The organism is Candidatus Kapaibacterium sp., from assembly GCA_025059875.1.
Lineage (GTDB): Bacteria > Bacteroidota > Ignavibacteria > Kapaibacteriales > HRBIN21 > HRBIN21.
In genome coordinates, this window is record JANXCT010000001.1 from 105,512 (window position 1) to 122,413 (window position 16,902).

Annotated in this window: 15 protein-coding genes and 1 tRNA gene; 8 read left to right on the top strand and 8 right to left on the bottom strand. The window is 57.4% G+C overall.

The features are described 5' to 3' along the window. Position 1: 1 nt before the first annotated feature. The 3 genes from clpP to NZ960_00590 all read right to left on the bottom strand — a co-directional run bounded on the left by clpP (position 2) and on the right by NZ960_00590 (position 2,035). Positions 2-670, bottom strand: a complete 669-nt coding sequence (gene clpP, locus NZ960_00580; protein MCS7176115.1) for an ATP-dependent Clp endopeptidase proteolytic subunit ClpP — start codon at positions 668-670, stop codon at positions 2-4. Next, complete coding sequence (locus tag NZ960_00585; GenBank protein MCS7176116.1) at positions 645-1,922, bottom strand: hypothetical protein; 1,278 nt, start codon at positions 1,920-1,922, stop codon at positions 645-647. The genes clpP and NZ960_00585 overlap by 26 nt, the downstream gene beginning before the upstream one ends. A 31-nt stretch (positions 1,923-1,953) precedes the next feature. Continuing rightward, positions 1,954-2,035 (bottom strand) — tRNA-Leu (locus NZ960_00590). A gap of 107 nt (positions 2,036-2,142) precedes the next feature. Here NZ960_00590 and hpnE point away from each other — a divergent pair. The 4 genes from hpnE to NZ960_00610 all read left to right on the top strand — a co-directional run bounded on the left by hpnE (position 2,143) and on the right by NZ960_00610 (position 8,235). After that, on the top strand, positions 2,143-3,441 hold the full coding sequence (gene hpnE, locus NZ960_00595; GenBank protein MCS7176117.1) for a hydroxysqualene dehydroxylase HpnE: 1,299 nt from the start codon (positions 2,143-2,145) through the stop codon (positions 3,439-3,441). A gap of 295 nt (positions 3,442-3,736) precedes the next feature. Beyond that, positions 3,737-4,693 carry a tyrosine-type recombinase/integrase gene (locus NZ960_00600; protein MCS7176118.1) on the top strand — a complete coding sequence of 319 codons (957 nt, stop codon included), beginning with the start codon at positions 3,737-3,739 and terminating at the stop codon, positions 4,691-4,693. A gap of 24 nt (positions 4,694-4,717) precedes the next feature. Continuing rightward, positions 4,718-6,817, top strand: coding sequence for a hypothetical protein (locus NZ960_00605; GenBank protein ID MCS7176119.1), 2,100 nt, complete (start codon positions 4,718-4,720; stop codon positions 6,815-6,817). Positions 6,818-6,837: 20 nt separating this feature from the next. Continuing rightward, positions 6,838-8,235 (top strand): hypothetical protein, encoded by a 1,398-nt coding sequence (locus tag NZ960_00610; GenBank protein ID MCS7176120.1) that lies wholly within the window; start codon positions 6,838-6,840, stop codon positions 8,233-8,235. On the opposite strand, the gene NZ960_00615 is transcribed toward NZ960_00610, so the two are convergent. Genes NZ960_00615 through NZ960_00625 form a run of 3 tightly spaced genes read right to left on the bottom strand, consistent with a single transcriptional unit; the run spans position 8,232 to position 10,652 of the window. Then, positions 8,232-9,146: an isoaspartyl peptidase/L-asparaginase gene (locus NZ960_00615; protein ID MCS7176121.1), complete on the bottom strand. Its 915-nt coding sequence runs from the start codon at positions 9,144-9,146 to the stop codon at positions 8,232-8,234. The genes NZ960_00610 and NZ960_00615 overlap by 4 nt on opposite strands. Then, positions 9,107-9,925 (bottom strand): type III pantothenate kinase, encoded by an 819-nt coding sequence (locus NZ960_00620; protein ID MCS7176122.1) that lies wholly within the window; start codon positions 9,923-9,925, stop codon positions 9,107-9,109. The genes NZ960_00615 and NZ960_00620 overlap by 40 nt, the downstream gene beginning before the upstream one ends. After that, positions 9,909-10,652: a biotin--[acetyl-CoA-carboxylase] ligase gene (locus NZ960_00625; protein MCS7176123.1), complete on the bottom strand. Its 744-nt coding sequence runs from the start codon at positions 10,650-10,652 to the stop codon at positions 9,909-9,911. Before NZ960_00625 ends, NZ960_00620 begins: the two co-directional genes overlap by 17 nt. 94 nt (positions 10,653-10,746) lie before the next feature. On the opposite strand from NZ960_00625, the gene mnmE reads away from it, so the two are divergent. The 4 genes from mnmE to NZ960_00645 all read left to right on the top strand — a co-directional run bounded on the left by mnmE (position 10,747) and on the right by NZ960_00645 (position 15,673). Then, positions 10,747-12,120, top strand: coding sequence for a tRNA uridine-5-carboxymethylaminomethyl(34) synthesis GTPase MnmE (gene mnmE, locus NZ960_00630; protein MCS7176124.1), 1,374 nt, complete (start codon positions 10,747-10,749; stop codon positions 12,118-12,120). A 20-nt stretch (positions 12,121-12,140) separates the two neighbouring features. After that, positions 12,141-12,665, top strand: a complete 525-nt coding sequence (locus NZ960_00635) for a GNAT family N-acetyltransferase (GenBank protein MCS7176125.1) — start codon at positions 12,141-12,143, stop codon at positions 12,663-12,665. A gap of 38 nt (positions 12,666-12,703) precedes the next feature. Continuing rightward, positions 12,704-14,578 carry a tRNA uridine-5-carboxymethylaminomethyl(34) synthesis enzyme MnmG gene (gene mnmG, locus NZ960_00640; protein ID MCS7176126.1) on the top strand — a complete coding sequence of 625 codons (1,875 nt, stop codon included), beginning with the start codon at positions 12,704-12,706 and terminating at the stop codon, positions 14,576-14,578. A 162-nt stretch (positions 14,579-14,740) separates the two neighbouring features. Next, positions 14,741-15,673 carry an SDR family oxidoreductase gene (locus NZ960_00645; protein MCS7176127.1) on the top strand — a complete coding sequence of 311 codons (933 nt, stop codon included), beginning with the start codon at positions 14,741-14,743 and terminating at the stop codon, positions 15,671-15,673. Here the strand turns inward: NZ960_00645 and thpR are convergent. Further along, entirely contained in the window at positions 15,634-16,209 is a 576-nt protein-coding gene (gene thpR / locus NZ960_00650; protein MCS7176128.1) for an RNA 2',3'-cyclic phosphodiesterase, read from the bottom strand. The two genes, NZ960_00645 and thpR, sit on opposite strands and share 40 nt — an antisense overlap. Continuing rightward, positions 16,182-16,895, bottom strand: coding sequence for a serine/threonine protein phosphatase (locus NZ960_00655; GenBank protein ID MCS7176129.1), 714 nt, complete (start codon positions 16,893-16,895; stop codon positions 16,182-16,184). The genes thpR and NZ960_00655 overlap by 28 nt, the downstream gene beginning before the upstream one ends. Positions 16,896-16,902 lie beyond the last annotated feature (7 nt).

The following is a 16,902-nucleotide window of genomic DNA, read 5'->3' on the forward strand; positions in this document are numbered from 1 at the left end:
TCTACTGCTTGTTTGCGGTAGGTTCACCGCGCCGCTCCAAGACTCTGTCGATGATGCCGTACTCCATCGCCTCCTGGGCTGACATGTAGTAGTCGTAGGCGGCATCTTGCCGGATCTTCTCTATTGGCTGACCTGTGTGCCGGGAGATGATCTCAAAGAGCATGTCGCGGATACGTAGCATCTCGCGGGTGTAGATCTCAATGTCGGTAGCACGCCCTTGCGTGCCTCCTAGCGGCTGGTGCATCATGATGCGGGAATGCGGCAACGCAAACCGTTTCCCTTTTGCACCTGCACAGAGGAGGAGCTGAGCCATGGAAGCTGCCAGCCCAATGCAGATAGTGCAGACGTCTGGGCGTACGTACTGCATCGTGTCGTAGATCGCCAATCCAGCGGTGACACTGCCACCAGGAGAGTTGATGTAGAGGTAGATGTCACGGTTCGGGTCCTCGCTCTCCAAGAAGAGGAGCTGGGCAATGGTGAGGCTTGCGACGTAATCGTCAATCGGGGAGCCGAGGAAGATGATGCGCTCTTTGAGCAGCCGCGAGTAGATATCGTAGGCACGCTCTCCGCGGCTGGTCTGTTCGACGACGATCGGAACGAGTTGTCCAACGTACTGTTGGTGAAGGCTCAGCAAGCCCACGGGGTTAGGAATGTACAGGCGGTTCTCCATGGTCCGTTGATGGAGTCACTTCGACATGGACGCTTTGGAGCAAGAGTTGCCAGAGCTTTCGGCGTCTCAGGCTGTGGAGGAGATCGGTGTCCTCTCTGAGACGTTGCTGAAGGGCCTCTTCCGAGAGATTCAGCGAGCGTGCTAGGGTCTGGAGTTCCTCCGAGGTGAGCTGCACTTGGTACTGCTGCAGTAGGAGCAGCTCCAGGATGGAGAGTCGAGCGTAGTGATCAGCTAACTCTGCTAAGAATCGGTATATGCCACTCTCACCTTCACGCAAGTATTCCGCAGGGATACTGAGTTCTCCACGCTGCAGCGAGTTTATAAGCTCGCGGGCGATGCTATGGACGAGCGGTTTAGGGGGGACGAAGCGATAGCGCCGTGCCAGCTCAAACTCCAGTTGACTTCGCAATAAGGAGCGAGCGTAGGCTTCCTGCTGACGCTGCAGCTCCTCTCGGAGGTACGCTCGGAGCGCATCAGCGTCTTGCAAGCGTCCTTGGCTAAGTTGCTGAATGAACTCGGGGGTCAGCTCCGCAGGTTGCCGCCGACGAATTGCCTGGACAGTGATGCGATAGGTCCGCGGAGCTTGTCCAGTATCAGCACTCGGAAGGGTGTGCAGGAAGCTCTCCCCTCGGCGGATATTTAGGAGCTGCTGGCGGAGTTCTGGTAGGACATCTTCATCGTAGAGGGCAAGTGTCAGTTCCTCAGCCGGTTCGCCTACTAGAGGCGTCCCGCTCTCCGGTTCCACGGGCTGGAAGTGGAGCGTGACTTCGTGGTAGTAGTCCGTTACCTGTTCTACTCCCTCCTCGGTAGTGCCGTAACGTAGGCGGAGGCGCTCTAGATGTGCTTCCACTTCTTCCTCACTGACGCTAACGGCTGGCATCCGAAGCTTGATGTCAGAGAGATCAATTGTTAGCTCCGGCAGGGTGTAGTAGCGGAACGTGAACCGGATCCCATCCGGAGAGCGGTTAAGGTCGGTGAGCTGTGGCTCGCCTAAGAGGGTCCAGTGCTGTTCCTGCGCGAGCTCCCTGAAGAGACGTTGTCCCAACCGTTCCAGGGCCTCGGTCTCAATCGTAGCTCCATAACGCTGTCGAATGAGCTCTATCGGAGCTTTTCCCTTGCGGAAACCTTCTATGACGAGGGTCTGCTGTGCCTTTTGGTATGCCTCCTCTAAAGTACTGGCAACTTCGGCGGCGGAGAGGCGGAGATGAAGCTCACGTTCGCAGTCAGCAATGTGCAGGACTTCGTGTTCCACAGTAGGTCAGCATGCGCTAACTCATCACCCGTGCGGGCGGGGAGACTCGAACTCCCACGGGTTGCCCCACCAGATCCTAAGTCTGGCGCGTCTACCAGTTCCGCCACGCCCGCGTAGTGAGCGGAGAGTGGAGACGGCAAAGGGAGCCGGTTTCGTGCACAGCATTGCTACAGCTATCCGTCCTGCGGCATCGGAGAGAGTATGACGGTAGGCGTTGGGGATGTCTCAAGCAGTAGTCGTTGGTGCCGGGGTAGCGGGTATGTCTGCAGCGGTCCACCTCACTCTCCGTGGTTGGAGGGTGAAGTTAGTAGAGGCTGCTATCACTGTTGGCGGACGAGCTACCTCGGTGTGGGACTCCGTGGCCGGGGAGTTCGTAGACTGTGGCCAGCACGTCTTCATCGGAGCCTATCGAGAGTTCCTTGCTCTGCTTCGCATCATAGGTTCGGAGCACTTGGTCGGAAGCGGGGGACCGTTGCGCTTTCAGTTCTGGGACGGAGAACAGCACTTTCTGTTTGACGCGGGCCGGATGCCGGGGCGGCTTGGGTTCCTAGCAGCCCTGAATTGTCTGCCGGGGATGAAGGCTATAGACAAGCTTCGGCTCTTCAGAGCGCTATGGGACCTGGCAGTGCGGGGCATCCCAGAGACTCCTGTTGCTGAGTTTCTTCGACGCTCTCGGCAGTCTCTAGCGGCGCAGAGGGCCTTCTGGTGGCCGATGACGCTGGCAACACTCAATACAACGCCAGAGGAGGCCTCGGTAACGCTGTTGCGAGTTGTGCTTCGCGAGGGCTTTTTGCAAGGCTCTGTAGCAGCCCGATTCATAGTGCCAAGTTGCAGCTTGTTGGAATTGTTTCAGCCGATAGCGGGATGGTTGGAAAGCCACGGCGGGGAACTTCGGCTCGGCGTGACTGCGGAAGCAGTGCTCTATGGCAGTTCCCAAGTATATGGAATTCGTATCCGTGGAGGTGAGCTGCTACGAGCTGACGCCGTCATACTGGCGGTCCCACCTTGGGTCTTGCCTCGGCTTTTCCCAGCATTGCTGCATCTGCCCGAGTATCGTTGCTTTCTGGAGTCTGCCAGCTACTCACCGATCGTCACGCTCTACCTTTGGCTGAGAGAGCCTCTAATGACGGAGCCTATCTGTGCCTTTGCGCATCCTGACCTCCACTGGGCTTTTCGGCGTCCGACGCGGTATGGCGCGGAAGTCGTAGCGCTCGTGACGAGTGCAGCGGATCATCTGCTGCATCTGCCGCGGCAGATGCTAGTGGAACGCCTGCTAAAGGCTTTCGTCAAGGCCTTTCCTACGTTTCGCTTAGAGCTGGTCCTACGCCAGCGCCTCATGGTAGAGCGACGAGCAACCCTAAAGGTGACTCCGACCTTAAATGCGCTCCGACCTTCGGGAGTGACTCAGTGGCCTAACCTTATGCTAGCTGGAGATTGGCTCCAGACAGGGTTCCCCTGCACCTTGGAAGGAGCTGCTTGCAGCGGACGTGCTGCTGCTGAGGCTCTCGCAGAGTCATGACTGCTGCAATCCCACACTACTGCTGTGTCTCGGGAATCGGTGACGAAGAGACTTCCGCTGAGCCATTTATCGGTTGTAGGCTACCACTCGTTGCCAAATCCTGCCGTTCGTGAAGTCCTCTCTTTCTGCTAAGGGTAACGGTTCTGAGTTTTGCAGCGAGAGCTTGCAGTCCACTACCTTCTACCAGCACTGATTCTCCCCATCTTTGCCACCACAAAGGAGTGCTGTTAGGCGGGGTAGGGGGTAGAGGGATGCTGCTGCTCCGCAGTAAATTCGTGCAGTACAGGGCTAGAGGATGGTCGTGGCAGCTCGCGAGGACTTTCCAGCAGTTCGACTACGACTGACTCAGGTGCTGGATTATGTCAACGGTTTCCTCGAGTCTGCAACACAGCAGAGCGAAGCTACGCGGCAGACCTATGCCCGGACGCTTCGGGAGTTTGCTTACTTCTTCACTCGCGATCGACGCTTCTTTTTCCGCCCCCGAGATGTGGAACGCTACCGGCGGTATCTGACAAGGATTAGGCGCCTGCGACCAGCATCGGTTGCGACGTATATGACAGCACTCCGCCGCTTTTGCCAGTACCTGGTGGACAGTGGTGTTCTAGAGCGCAACCCTGCGCGGCGAGTGCCAGGTGCCCAACGCCCGCAGCAACACAGTCGCAGCTTCCTAACGGCCGATGAAGTGCGGCGGCTGTTAGAGAGCATAGAGACGGGAACAGCTGAAGGACTTCGGGACCGAGCCCTGGTCCTCATGATGTTGGGATGTGCATGTTCGGAGCGTGAGCTCTCGTTGGCCAATATTGGCGACATTCGGCGGCAGGGGAAACGGTGGGTCATCTACCTTCAGGGAAAGGGACGGAAGGCAAAGGACGAACTCATTCCAATCCCACCGGCAGTGTACAGTGAGCTCCGAAAGTACCTGGAAGCGCGTGGCGAGGTCAGAGCTGAGGATCCTCTGTTTATCAGCTACAGTCCCCGTAGCTACGGTCAGCGGATGAGTGTTCGAGGGATTCGAGAGGTGGTCAATCAACGCCTGAAAGAGGCGGCCATCAAGGGAGAGCGGCGGTTGCGACTAACACCGTTCTCACTCCGCCATACAGCAGGCATACTCTTGGCCGAGAGCGGGGCGTCAGTAGAGGAGATTATGGAACGAATGCGTATCCGCTGGCGTCCGACGGCTCTACTCTACTTTCGCCAGCGGGGTAGGGTAGGGAGTGACCCAGAGTTGCAAGCGCTGGTACGATTGAAGTAGCAGCAGGAAGACGGTGACGATCGAATGGTGACCCGTGACCTAGTGGAACGTACGTGGCCGAAGGCTGTGATTGCATTTCTTCTCGGCTTGGTAGGATGTTCTGAGATCCCGACTCGGTTTCTGGCGCCGGAGGTTCCTCTCACGCTCCAGGTGCCGCTCGTAGACTCTACGCTCTTCCTTGGAGACCTGGTGGAGGATACGTCCCAGGTAATCGTTGAACCCGGGACGGGAAATATCGCTCTGGCACTAGCAGGTGAATTGTCTCCTGTGAACCTTGCGCAGCACCTGGGTCGCATCGAGGAACTCCGTCTGGAGCGACAATTTTCGGTCAACGAGATTGCCGGCATCCGACAACGCTTTGAAGAGTGGCAGGAACCAGTTCTGCAGACTTCACTGCGCACGCTCTTCCCTGGTCTTCCAGAGCCACCGTCGAGCGAGAGCATTCCTAGCACGAGTGGATCACTCGTCATCGACTCGCTCCTCAGACTCCCGGAGGGGATCATAGAGGTTGCCTACCGCCAAGGGGAGCTGGCGTTTGTGTTGGAGAACCGTTATCCAGTGCCGGTGGTAGTAGAAGAAGCTCCGGGATACGGGCGACCAGGGATTGTCATACGCACGGATGGAGTAGGGGAGTGGTTCTTCCCCTTGACCGAGTTCCAGAGGAGTATTCCTGCCGGTGCAACTCGGGGACGGACGACGGATCCTGGCGGGGAGATTCGGATGCCATTGACTGGAGTTGTGTTAGGTCAGCGCTCGCGGATCATTCTCGCAGTGAGCTCTCCAGGGAGCGGTGGGCAGGTTGTATCGTACACGTCGGAGAGCCTCTTCTCCATCTTCTGCCAGCCCCAGGAGGTTGGCATAGAGTGGGCGCGGATCGCCCCTCGGGAGTGGACAGCAGAGCTAGTGCTGGAGCTACCGCTCCCGTATGGCGCTGAGCTTACGGATGGGAAGGGCCGCAGCCTTAGGGCCCGTGTAGAGATGCGGAATGACTTGCCACTGGGATTCCAGGGGCATAGTCGTCTGGGGCAGTTGTTGTGCGGTGCTGAGCCTCTCCAACGGGCCTTTTCGTTAGCTCCTATGAGCTCGGATACGCAAGTTGTCGAGTGCGCGGGGCCGGTATTCCTTCGCCCAGAGCCAGAAGACAACGGAGTCGTTCGAACCCTCCGACTGCGAGTTGCACTACTGGTGCAGCCACCTGGGCAACCTGTCGTGATTCGTGCGGCGGATGTCATAGAGGTAAACGTCGTCGTTGCGGAGTTTATCCTTGAGCACGCAAGCGGCACGCGCTTACCCGTCGTAAGCTTTGAGTTCCACACAGAGTCGGAGGTGTGGCTTCGGGGGAATCTTGGGCTGCTTTCGGAAGTCGAAGTGGAATTGAGCGAGGTGCTTGTTGAAGTGGAACTAGAAAACTCGGCTGCGGTGGGCTTCCGCGTAGAAGGGAGGCTCGAGATTGCTGACCGAAACAAGACTGTTATGGCGCGCTTGCCCATCCCATCACAACAGCTACAAGCTGCCCAGGAGGAAGGAGGGGCTATTGTCCCCCAGCAGACACGTTGGGAGCTTCGCTATGCTGAAGTGCGTTTGGTCAATCGGCCGCGATTCGTGCGCTTCCTGCTCTCTGTACATCCCCAGGCCTCAGGCCACTGGGCGTTCGTAGACACTAGCCAGCTCCGTGGCAGAGTACAAGTGCTCCTCCCGCTTCGTCTTCGGGCCCAGCGTCTGCTCTACGAGCAGGAGTGGAGCTTCACTGGCGGAGAGCAACTACGTAGGCAGGGGCAGCGGGTAGAACGGGCTACGGTCGTCATGGAGGTGAAGAATCGAATCCCGATAGCGGTACATCTCCGTCTCGTGCTATCGGACACATTGGGCTGGGTGCAGGTGCCGCCAGATGGGGAGTTGTTCGTTGCTGCGGCTCCCGTAAGCCCCTCTGGCATTGCGGTAGGGGAGCAGTATACCGTGCAGCGCTTTGAGCTAGATGAGCGGCATCTCCCTGGGATACTGCAAGCAAATCGTCTCAAGGTTTGGTTGGCAGCTGCTACGACCGCGCAGCAGTACGTACGAATTCGCACCTCGGACTATGTTTCGCTCCGGGCGTCGCTCCGGGCGGAGCTGAGCGTTCCGTAAGGCAGCACGTGGCAGGTCTCATGTCGCGGCAGATAGTGTTGCTCTCAGCACTCGCCACAGCTCTCTCAGCGTACTCTCAGCCCCTTGCAGGAGCCCAAGGAGGGGCACTCAGCGCTACGGCCCTGGGGGCAGCAGCGCTGGTGGCGAATCCAGCAGGCATGTCTTCAGGGATGAGCACATGGGAAATCGCTCTTCCGGAGTTCTCTGCAACGGTGGGCGGGATAACGCTGCGGGAGTATGCCTTCTACTTCGGCGGGGTACGCACTTCTACTGGTTGGCAACGACGCCGCCTAACTCTGGAAGAGCGCGAGGAGTTTGTACGATTGCTCGAGAGTCGGCCCCATACATTCTCCCTCCGAGCAGGAACTCTCGCAGGGGTGTGGCGTCCTAGTCCATCGTATGCTGTGGGATTCGGATCCCGAACGGAGCTCTGGCTGCGGATACAACTACCCCGGGGGACGGTAGAGGCCGCTCAACAGCCCATCATAGGGAGCGATACAGCGGAGCTGCTTGGGGGGACGTTCTCGCTGCGTGCATATTCGGTGCTAACGGCTGCCTATGCTCGGGCTCTTTGGCAAGCTGACACTATGCAAGGCTGGCGCCCTCGACGGCTCTTGGGCGGAGTCGCCCTTCATCTCTACCGAGGTCACGAGTACGTAGAGGTCCTGCCAGGAGGAAGGATACGCCTTGAACCTTTTATGCCCGAGTCCTGGGACAGCACGCTAAGCTGGGACATTAGCATACAGCAGAGGTGGCGTCTGGGAACGTCTGGCAGCGCCGCACTCCCGCTCCTTATTGGCGTAGCTCCAGCAATTGGCTGGGGGGCAGGGGTAAGCATTGGCCTCCGTTGGGAGTGGCAGACAGTGGATACTGTACCTCCCCAGGTGGCTGCAACCCTATCGTTGGAACACGCAGGGTTCCTTCGGTGGAGTCTTACCGAGGCTGTCTTGCGCTCTCGGGATACGCTCTCTGGAATTCTCGGCGAAGAGGAGGAGCTCCAGAGGCGCTACACGCCTCTAAAGGAGGCGAGCACCGTAGTCGAACGGATGCCAGCACGGCTGCGGATTGGAGCCACTGTGGAGATGGTCGCTCTTGGAGTAGAATCGCCGTTGAGACTTGCCGTAGAGTACGCACATGGGTTAGGGCCCACATGGTCATTGCCGGGTCCGAGCGCTGGGTTAGGCTTGATGTACCGAGGGCTGACGTGGATGCCACAGATAGCGATAGGGCTAATGTGGAGCCATGCACTCGGACTGCAGGTGCCGTTGGGACTGCAGTGGACGTCACCTCGGTTCTGGGGTGTGCGTACTGTGGTTGAGGTGGCCACGAACTCGCTCCTCGGCTGGCTACTGCGGGGGACGATACGCAACGTTCATGCAGAGATGTACGTGAGGATAATGCGGCCAGCAGCTCCCTAAGCCCTTTGCCACGGCTCGTCGCGGAAGAGGGCGGTCCAAATAGACCCGTCGGAAGACCCCATTCCACGGTACATCCCTAGGGTCGTGCAGAGAGCAACCGTGTTGCCGTGCAGGTCAATTCCTATGAGTCCACCGGATCCCCCTAGGGCCGCAACTTCCCGAAGAGTCTCGTAGGCTGCCTGAGAAATGGATAGACCACCCCAAAGCATGCGGGCGTGGACACTGTAGGCAGCAACTGTGCGGATGAAGAATTCCCCAATCCCAGTCGTTGAGACTGCGCAAGAGCGGTTGTCCGCGTATGTTCCAGCACCGATAAGCGGGCTATCGCCAACTCTCCCCGGCAACTTCCGCGCTGTTCCTCCTGTAGAGGTTGCAGCAGCGAGGTTGCCATAGGCATCCAGTGCCACTGCTCCAACAGTGTCATTGGATTGGTGGGCTACTGTGCAGCAGAAGTAGTCTGGAGTTACGCTCTCGGCTCCATGCTGTAGAGCAAAGCTTTCGGCACCACTACCACAGAGCAGCACGTGGGAACTATGCTTAGCGACTAACTGGGCAGCTACGACCGGATTACGGAGTCGCCGCACAGCTGCAACAGCTCCTGCACGTCGGCTACGTCCCTCCATGACAGCGGCATCCATCTCGATGGCGCCCTCGGCATTTGGTGCGGAGCCACGTCCAGCATTGAAGAGCCCGCAGTCCTCTAAGACAGTCACCGCCGCAGTGACAGCATCAGTACTTGACCCTCCGGCAGCCAAGACGTCCATGCCGGCCCGGACAGCCTCGCGGAGGGCCTGACGGTAAGACTGTTCCATTTCCGGAGTCATCGGTGCTAAGTCGCCTGCACCGCCGTGTACAAGGATAAGCCAGCGACTCATGCGACTACTGCCTGTAGTGGTTGTACGTGCGCCCATAGCTCTACTACCGAAGCATTTTCAAGTAGCACCTCCATGCCCTCTAAGACGAGCTCGGGACAGTACAAGAGCTTGCCCTCCCATGACTTGCTCAGTGTCATAGCAACGGGGAGGCCTCCACCACCAGAGATGACAACAGATAGTGGCTCAGCACCTATCTGCCGGGAGAAGATAGACAGGAGCTCGCGGACACCACCTACTACGCTTGCGAGTGTCCCGAGTTGGAGCGCCTCTTCAGTCGTTGTACCAATGTTCAGCTCCGATGGAGCCGTGAAAGAGAGTAGCGGCAACGCAGCTGTAGCTTTCGATAGAGCGTAGAGCTGGAGCTGAGCACCAGCAAAGATTGCTCCCCCTCTGCAGCGCCCGTCAGTAGAGACGACGTTCACCGTAACGGCTGTTCCGCAATCGACGGTCGCTAGTGGGGGTTCAACCAAGCGGCGCGCCCCGATTAGTCCGAGGATACGGTCGATTCCAATACCTTGCACTCCTTCGTATGGCAGGATTGGATTGGTTGCTGGTAGTGCATCTGCCACATTGCAAACGAGGCACTCCACTCCTCGTTGCTGGAGGGAGCGGAAGAGAGAGCTTGTGCGGTGCGGTGCCACGGTGGCGATGAACAGTAGTGGAGAACGCAAAGAGGCGAGGAGGTCAACGACATGTAGCTCCCACGCTGCTCTCTCTGTGTAGGCTATTCGCACAGTCTGTTGGCCATAGCGGAGCTTGAGCGAAGAGTTGCCAAAATCGCACAAAACATATGTGCCCTCACACCTGCTCTGCATATCGAATGGTGTCGCCGTCTGTTACGAACATTTTCACCCCGCTCTGCTCTACCTCTAATCTCCCATCGTCGTGCACAGCGACCGCGCGCCATATGCCGGGCCGTCCTTCGATCCTCAGCAAGCGTCCCTCAATGTCCAGCCTGGCTCGCCAGAGCGCAATGAGAGTGGGGGAAGAGAGCGGGAGCAGTTGCTCCAGCCTCTGTAAGAGCGTCTCCAGAACTTCCTCGACACCCACGGAGAATCCAAGCAAGGCAAGGGAGGTGGCCGATGAAGCTAAGGAAGGAGGAAAGCAAGTCTGCTGGACATTGAGCCCGATCCCAACGATGGAAGCAAAAGCATGGAGCTCCGGGAGGGGTCTCTGTTCGACCAAGATCCCTGCTAACTTGCGCCAGCGTCCATCGGGGTGCCGCCCGAGAAGGTCGTTGGGATATTTCAGCAGGAATACATCGGAGCTTGCTGTCAGAGACGTGACGGTCTCCCAGACCGCAACGGCACCCAATGCCATGAGAGCTATCGTATCCTGTGGTGAGGAGGGAAAGGGCCGTCGCTGGCCTAGGGAACAGTAGACGTTCTTGCCGGGTTCCCCGATCCACGTGCGCCCACGGCGACCACGTCCATGAGACTGATAAAGGGCCGAGACGAATACCACTGGGTACTCGCGGAGGAGCTCCCGAGCTTGGTCGTTTGTCGAGATCAGGCTATCGTACCGGAAGTGCGGAATTTGCATAGCAGCTCAGTGGCACAAAAATAGCACACACTAACTCCGGAAGCTCTTTCGTATTGGCTTGCTAGGTAAGTTCTTCTTGCCAGGTAGCTCTAGCTTGTATCGCAACGATACCATCTGTGCTCTGGTAACTCCCCCTGGAGTTGGGGGACTAGCGGTTGTGCGGCTTTCGGGACCGCAAGCGTTCGAGATTGCCGACCGATGCTTTCGTGGGAGTCGTTCTCTTCAGCAGGCTGCCTCACACACAATTCATTATGGCCACTTCGTACACCGGGGGGAACTCGTTGACACGGTGACGGCTTCCGTTTTTCGGGCACCTCGCTCGTATACAGGTGAGGATGTCGTGGAATTCGGCTGCCATGGAGGCACAATCGTAGCAGACGCAATCGTCGAGGCACTGATTGATTCCGGAGCCCGCTTGGCTGAGCCTGGGGAGTTTACAAAACGCGCTTTCTTGAACGGGAAACTAGACTTGGTGCAAGTAGAGGCAATCGCTGACCTTATCTACGCAACCTCGGTGCCGGGTGCTCGGCTCGCAGCGCGGCAGCTGGTAGGTGGATTACGGCTGCAGCTGCAGCGGCTCCGTCAGCAGCTTCTGGAGGCTGCAGCGCTACTGGAACTCGGACTGGACTTCGCGGAGGAAGACATAGAACTCGTGTCTCGTGACGAGCTGCTCTCTCGGCTTCAGGAGGCTCGGCAATGGTGTCAGCAGGTGGCTTCTTCATTTCGAGCGGCCGAAGTCTTACGGTCGGGGTTCTTCGTTGGCTGCGTGGGATATCCGAACGCGGGGAAGTCTTCCCTCTTCAATGCTCTGCTTCAGCGTCGGCGTGCCATTGTGAGTCCTCTGCCAGGAACGACTCGAGATTACATAGAGGAGGGACTCTTCTTGAATGGAATCTCTGTTCGACTCGTTGACACTGCTGGACTACGGGAGACCGAGGATGTCATAGAGCTTGAGGGAATCGCCTTGGCAGAGCAAGTTGTTCGCCAGTGCAATCTGCTGCTTGTGGTTAACGATGTCACTCGTGGGCTGGAGCACTCCATAGAGCTTTTCCGGCAACTCCAGCAGCGGTTTCCCGAGGCGGCCTATGCATACATTCAAAACAAGGTCGACTGTCTCAGCGATGCAAGCGTGTCTTCCTCATGGGCCGGCGTAAATGTCCCTGTGTTTTGGGTCTCTGCTCTCCGGGGTGATGGAGTAGACGAGCTGCGTCGCTGGATTGGGGAGCAAGCCCGGAGGAGCGCAGAGCTAGGGGTTGACGCGCTTGTCAACGCTCGACAGGCACACGCCCTACAGGAGGTTGCCGAAGCGCTCTCCATGGCACACCAGGCTCTGTTGGAGGGGATGCCGGAGGAGTGCGTTGCAGAGGACATTCGGACAGCGGTACGCCTCATCAGCGAACTTACCGGCGATACATGGCGGGAGGAGGTTCTCAACACTATCTTCGCACGTTTCTGCATTGGTAAGTGAACATCTGCTGGGGTCTGGCCATGGAAGAGGACATAGTGATTCGGCCGCTGGAGGAACTTGACTTTGAGGAGTTCACGCGCCTACATCAAGAGGCGCTTCAGTTGGCCCCTGAAGCCTTTGGGTCGGATTACGACTCATACCAGGCCCTCTCTTTGTTAGACAAAGAGCAACAGTTCGAGGCGCTACTCCACTACCCCTATAACTACCTCTTAGGCGCGTTCGTGAACGGCAGGCTTGTAGGAATAGCAGGTTTTAGCTGCGATCACACGAAGCCGAAGCTCCGTCATAAAGGGAGGATTTGGGGTATGTACATTACGCCAGAATATAGGGGGCGTGGCTTAGGGGAACAGCTTCTGCGCCGCCTTTTGGCTGCGGCAAAGGAAGACGCTCGCTGCGAGCAGGTCTACCTTTCTGTTGCTACAACGAACCAAGCAGCATACAGTCTTTACCTCAAGTTGGGGTTTGTGCGGTACGGCACCGAATACAGGGCTGTTAAGCTTGGAGACAGCTATGTTGACGAACACCTGATGATGCGCTTACTGTAGATAGAGTGTTTCACGTGAAACGCATGCAGAGGGGGACTATGGGACGGATTATCTGCCGGGGAGAAGGGCGATACGATGTTATCGTTGTAGGGGGAGGACATGCTGGTATCGAAGCGGCAGCTGCCGCCGCGCGGATGGGCTGCATGACAGCCTTGGTAACCATCGACGTCCGAGCAATCGGGCGCCTGTCTTGTAATCCTGCGATTGGGGGTACGGCAAAAGGGCATTTAGTCAAAGAGATAGATGCCCTTGGGGGAGTTATGGGGATATTGGCTGATCGGAGCGGGCTCCAGTTCAAGTTGCTTAATCGCTCTAAAGGGCCTGCAGTCTGGTCGCTTCGATCACAGAACGACAAACGCCTGTATCCTCTGTATGCCCTTGAGCTGCTCCTCCGGATTCCAAATCTGGATATCGTCTGCGCAACTGTCACAGAAATCCTTGTTCACCGCGGGGGCATTCGAGGGGTTCGGACAGCGTCTGGTGAGGAGTTGCTTGCTCGAGCTGTTGTCCTTTGTTCGGGCACTTTCCTGAATGGAGTCCTCTGGACTGGCACGAAGTGTGAAAAAGGGGGACGGGTTGGTGAACCTCCTGCCGAGGGCGTTTCTGAGCTTTTGGAAGCACATGGTCTCCAGAGAGGCCGACTAAAGACAGGGACTCCACCGCGGATTGCTGCTGAGAGTGTTGAGTGGTCACGATTGGAGCCCAGCTACGGAGACGACCCGCCCCAGCCCTTCTCCCATCGGACACAGCAAGTGCGAAACCGAATTGTCTGCTACATCACCTACACAACACCCCAGACACATGACATTCTCAGAAGAGGGTTTGACCAGTCCCCGATGTTTACAGGCCTCATTCGAGGACGGGGACCTCGGTACTGTCCCTCCATCGAGGACAAGATCGTTCGCTTCCCTGAAAGAGAGTCTCATCGCATTGTTTTGGAGCCGGAGAGCCTATGGGGGAATTCCATCTACGTCAACGGCTTTTCCACAAGCCTGCCAGAGGAGATCCAACTTGAAGGTCTTCGCAGCATTCCTGGCTTGGAGCACGCTGTTATGCTCCGGCCAGGGTACGCTGTGGAGTACGATTACTTTTTCCCTTGGCAGCTCTACCACACGCTGGAGACGAAGGCAATCCGTGGCCTCTTCCTTGCTGGCCAGGTCAACGGTACCTCAGGCTATGAAGAGGCTGCTGCTCAGGGGCTCGTGGCTGGTATTAATGCTGCTCGGTATGTTCGGGGGGAAGAGGGGTTTGTGCTGTCCCGAGCAGAGTCATACATCGGGGTTTTGATTGACGACCTCATCACCAAGATGGGGGACGAGCCATATCGGATGTTTACGTCGCTGGCGGAGTATCGCCTCTTGCTACGACAAGACAATGCTGATCGCCGGCTGATGCGGTACGGGTATCAGCTTGGCCTCATCGATCAGCAAACATACGAGCAGATGTGTGCCCGTACAGAAGCCATAGAAAACCTCATTAGCAACCTCCGGAAGGACTTCGTGACTCCGGAAGAAGTGAACTCATACCTGGAGAGCATTGGCGAGACATTGCTAGCCCAGCCTGTAACAGTAGCCCAGCTTGCTCGTCGGCCAAGAGTGGTGCTTCGTGATCTCCTGCAGAGGCTAAATGGGCGGTATTGGCAGTCGTTACAAATGCCGTCTATAGTGGAAGCTGCAGAAGTGGAGTTACGATATGAGGGGTACATCCAGCGCCAGCTACGGGAGGTAGAGATACTGGCCCAGAGCGAGCAGTTGATAATCCCTGAAGATTTCGACTACGCAAAGGTTTACGGTCTGTCGGCAGAAGCACGGGAAAAGCTGCAGCGGATTCGTCCTCGCTCACTTGGCCAAGCAGCTCGGATTGCCGGGGTTTCGCCAGCAGATGTTGCTATCCTTGTCTTTTACCTGCGGTGACTGGCAGGGTTCCACGTGGAACACCTTGCGGGACAAGGCTTGCTGAGGGATGAGAAGATGCCACTTTGGCAGAGTTGGGTCGATGGGAAGGTATATGACAACTTGTCGCTTCCTGTGAGAGGAGCGAGTTGGGGCAGCTTGTCAGTGGACCCCGAAAATCCAATGAAGGTACTTATCGTTGGCGCTCGGAGTAAGACGGCGGAAGCCCTACTCCGCTTGGTCCGTCGCCATCGGCTCCAGTGGGAGATGCTTTTGATTTCCCACCAACCGGGAGAACCGACAGTCATCCATGGGTATCCTGTGCACGTTGTCTTGGGATACTCGCGTCAGCTCCTTCGGGAGCTCTGTCGTACATGGGAGCCTGAGGTTATCGTTAATCTGGCCGCGATCACGGATGTAGACGCGTGCGAACAGAATCGCTCGGTTGCCTGGCAGGTGAATGTTGAGCTCGTAGAGACACTCGCTAGTGTGTGTCGGATTCTGGGGGCGCACCTTATTCAGCTCTCTTCGGACTATGTCTTCGACGGCGTTGCTGGGCCCTACGACGAGCAGGCATATCCGCGACCAATTAACTACTATGGCAGAACGAAGTTGGCAGCAGAGAACGTTTGCTGGGCTCTGGCTCCATCTGCGACAGTCATTAGAACGACCCAAATTTTTGGGACACCGGCGCCTTGGTGTTCAGATGTGGTAGGTTGGGCAGTTCGCCGGGCATTAGCTGGGGAGAGGGTTGCTGTAGCAGAGGATGTGTACACGAATCCCACCTTCGTGGATGACCTTGCACAGGCGCTCATTGTGGCTCTACAGGATCGGGTTGAAGGGGTCATCCATATTGCGGGGAGAATGTGGCTGAGCCGGTATGACTTCCTTCGGCAGGCATTTGAAATTGTGGGGTTGCCAGGACACTTGCTGGTGCCTCGGCCGGCTAGTGAGCTTTATCAGGGTAGAGCCTCGCGCCCTCGATATGGCGGATTACACTGGAGACGGGCTGAGGAGCTTTTGGGGCTTCGTCTGCGATCCCTTGAAGACGCCCTGTGGCTTACGTCCCGGCGGCTTCACTCAGTAATGGGGATGTCTGGCAAGACAGCAGAGTAGAGGGGGCCCTCAGGACGTAGGATACTACGGATGAGAAGAGGCTCAAACTGCGTGAGTTGGCCGAAGTGGTAACGCAGATAGGGCTCAAGAGTCATACGGAGACGCTTAGGGGAGCGAACGTGCTTCAGTCGGGCAATGGTCACATGTGGAGTGAACGGGCGATGGTCTTCGGGAGCAAAGCCTAGGTCAGATAGGATTTGGTGAAGTTCACAGTGCACTCGGCTGAGTTGCCCATTTCGGTCCTCCACAGGCACGTACAGCACCCGAGGCGCGTTCCAATCGGGAAAGACGCCCAGCCCAGTGAGTTCCAGATGAGAGGGATGGGGATGAAGGAGCGGTGAGAGTGCCTTGAGGAGTTTGGAGACGAGCGAGCAAGGGAGATTACCTAGGAAGGCAAGCGTAAAGTGAAGGTTTGCTGGCTCTACCCACTTGGCCCTGCAGAATGGCTGCGCAAGCTGGATGATGTGATGGTATGCCGATGCAAGCCCGTCATGGTGAACAAAACAGCCTACGAAGAGTCGCCACCTGTCTTCCATGGTAGACGGATGCCGCTAGACAGTGGACCTGCACATTTCAATGTAAAGAGTTCCCAGCTCTCGAGTTCGAGAGCACAGAGGTGGCCGTAGCCGCTTAAGTGTCCGTAGACGCAGCCGCCGTCTATGAAGACCTTGTTCCACGACAGGCTCTGTCGGAGGAGGGGCAGGGGTAGGGGAGTGTGCCCAACAATCAGGCGACGGCCACCGAGCCGGGAAGGGTCCGCCTCTACACTGCGGTCCCAGGGCATTGCCTGGGTGTCAGCGAACGGGTCTGGGATGTGGAAGTTCAGACCAGCATGGACTATGACAACGGTGTCCAGAATAGCGAAGAAGGGAAGTGTGGCAAAGAAGCTGTAGTACTCTTCGGACAGCTCTCGTGGATGCCTGATCCTGAAACTCTGCAAGGTAGTCGCTGCTCCATTGAGGAGCCAGAGCTCAAACATCTCTTCTGAGGCCATAGCGTCTAAGAGAAGCTGCTCGTGATTCCCTCGGAGGGGCACGACCCGATATCCAGCCTGCTGTAAGTAGCGGATGAGATCAACGACTGCCTTGCTGTCTGGACCTCGATCGATATAGTCCCCGACGAAGTACACTTCGTCGGTGGTGCTCAGCCGGAGCTGCTTCCATAGGAGTGCTTCCAGCGTACGGATACAGCCGTGAACGTCTCCGATGACGAAGCGACGCATGTGACAA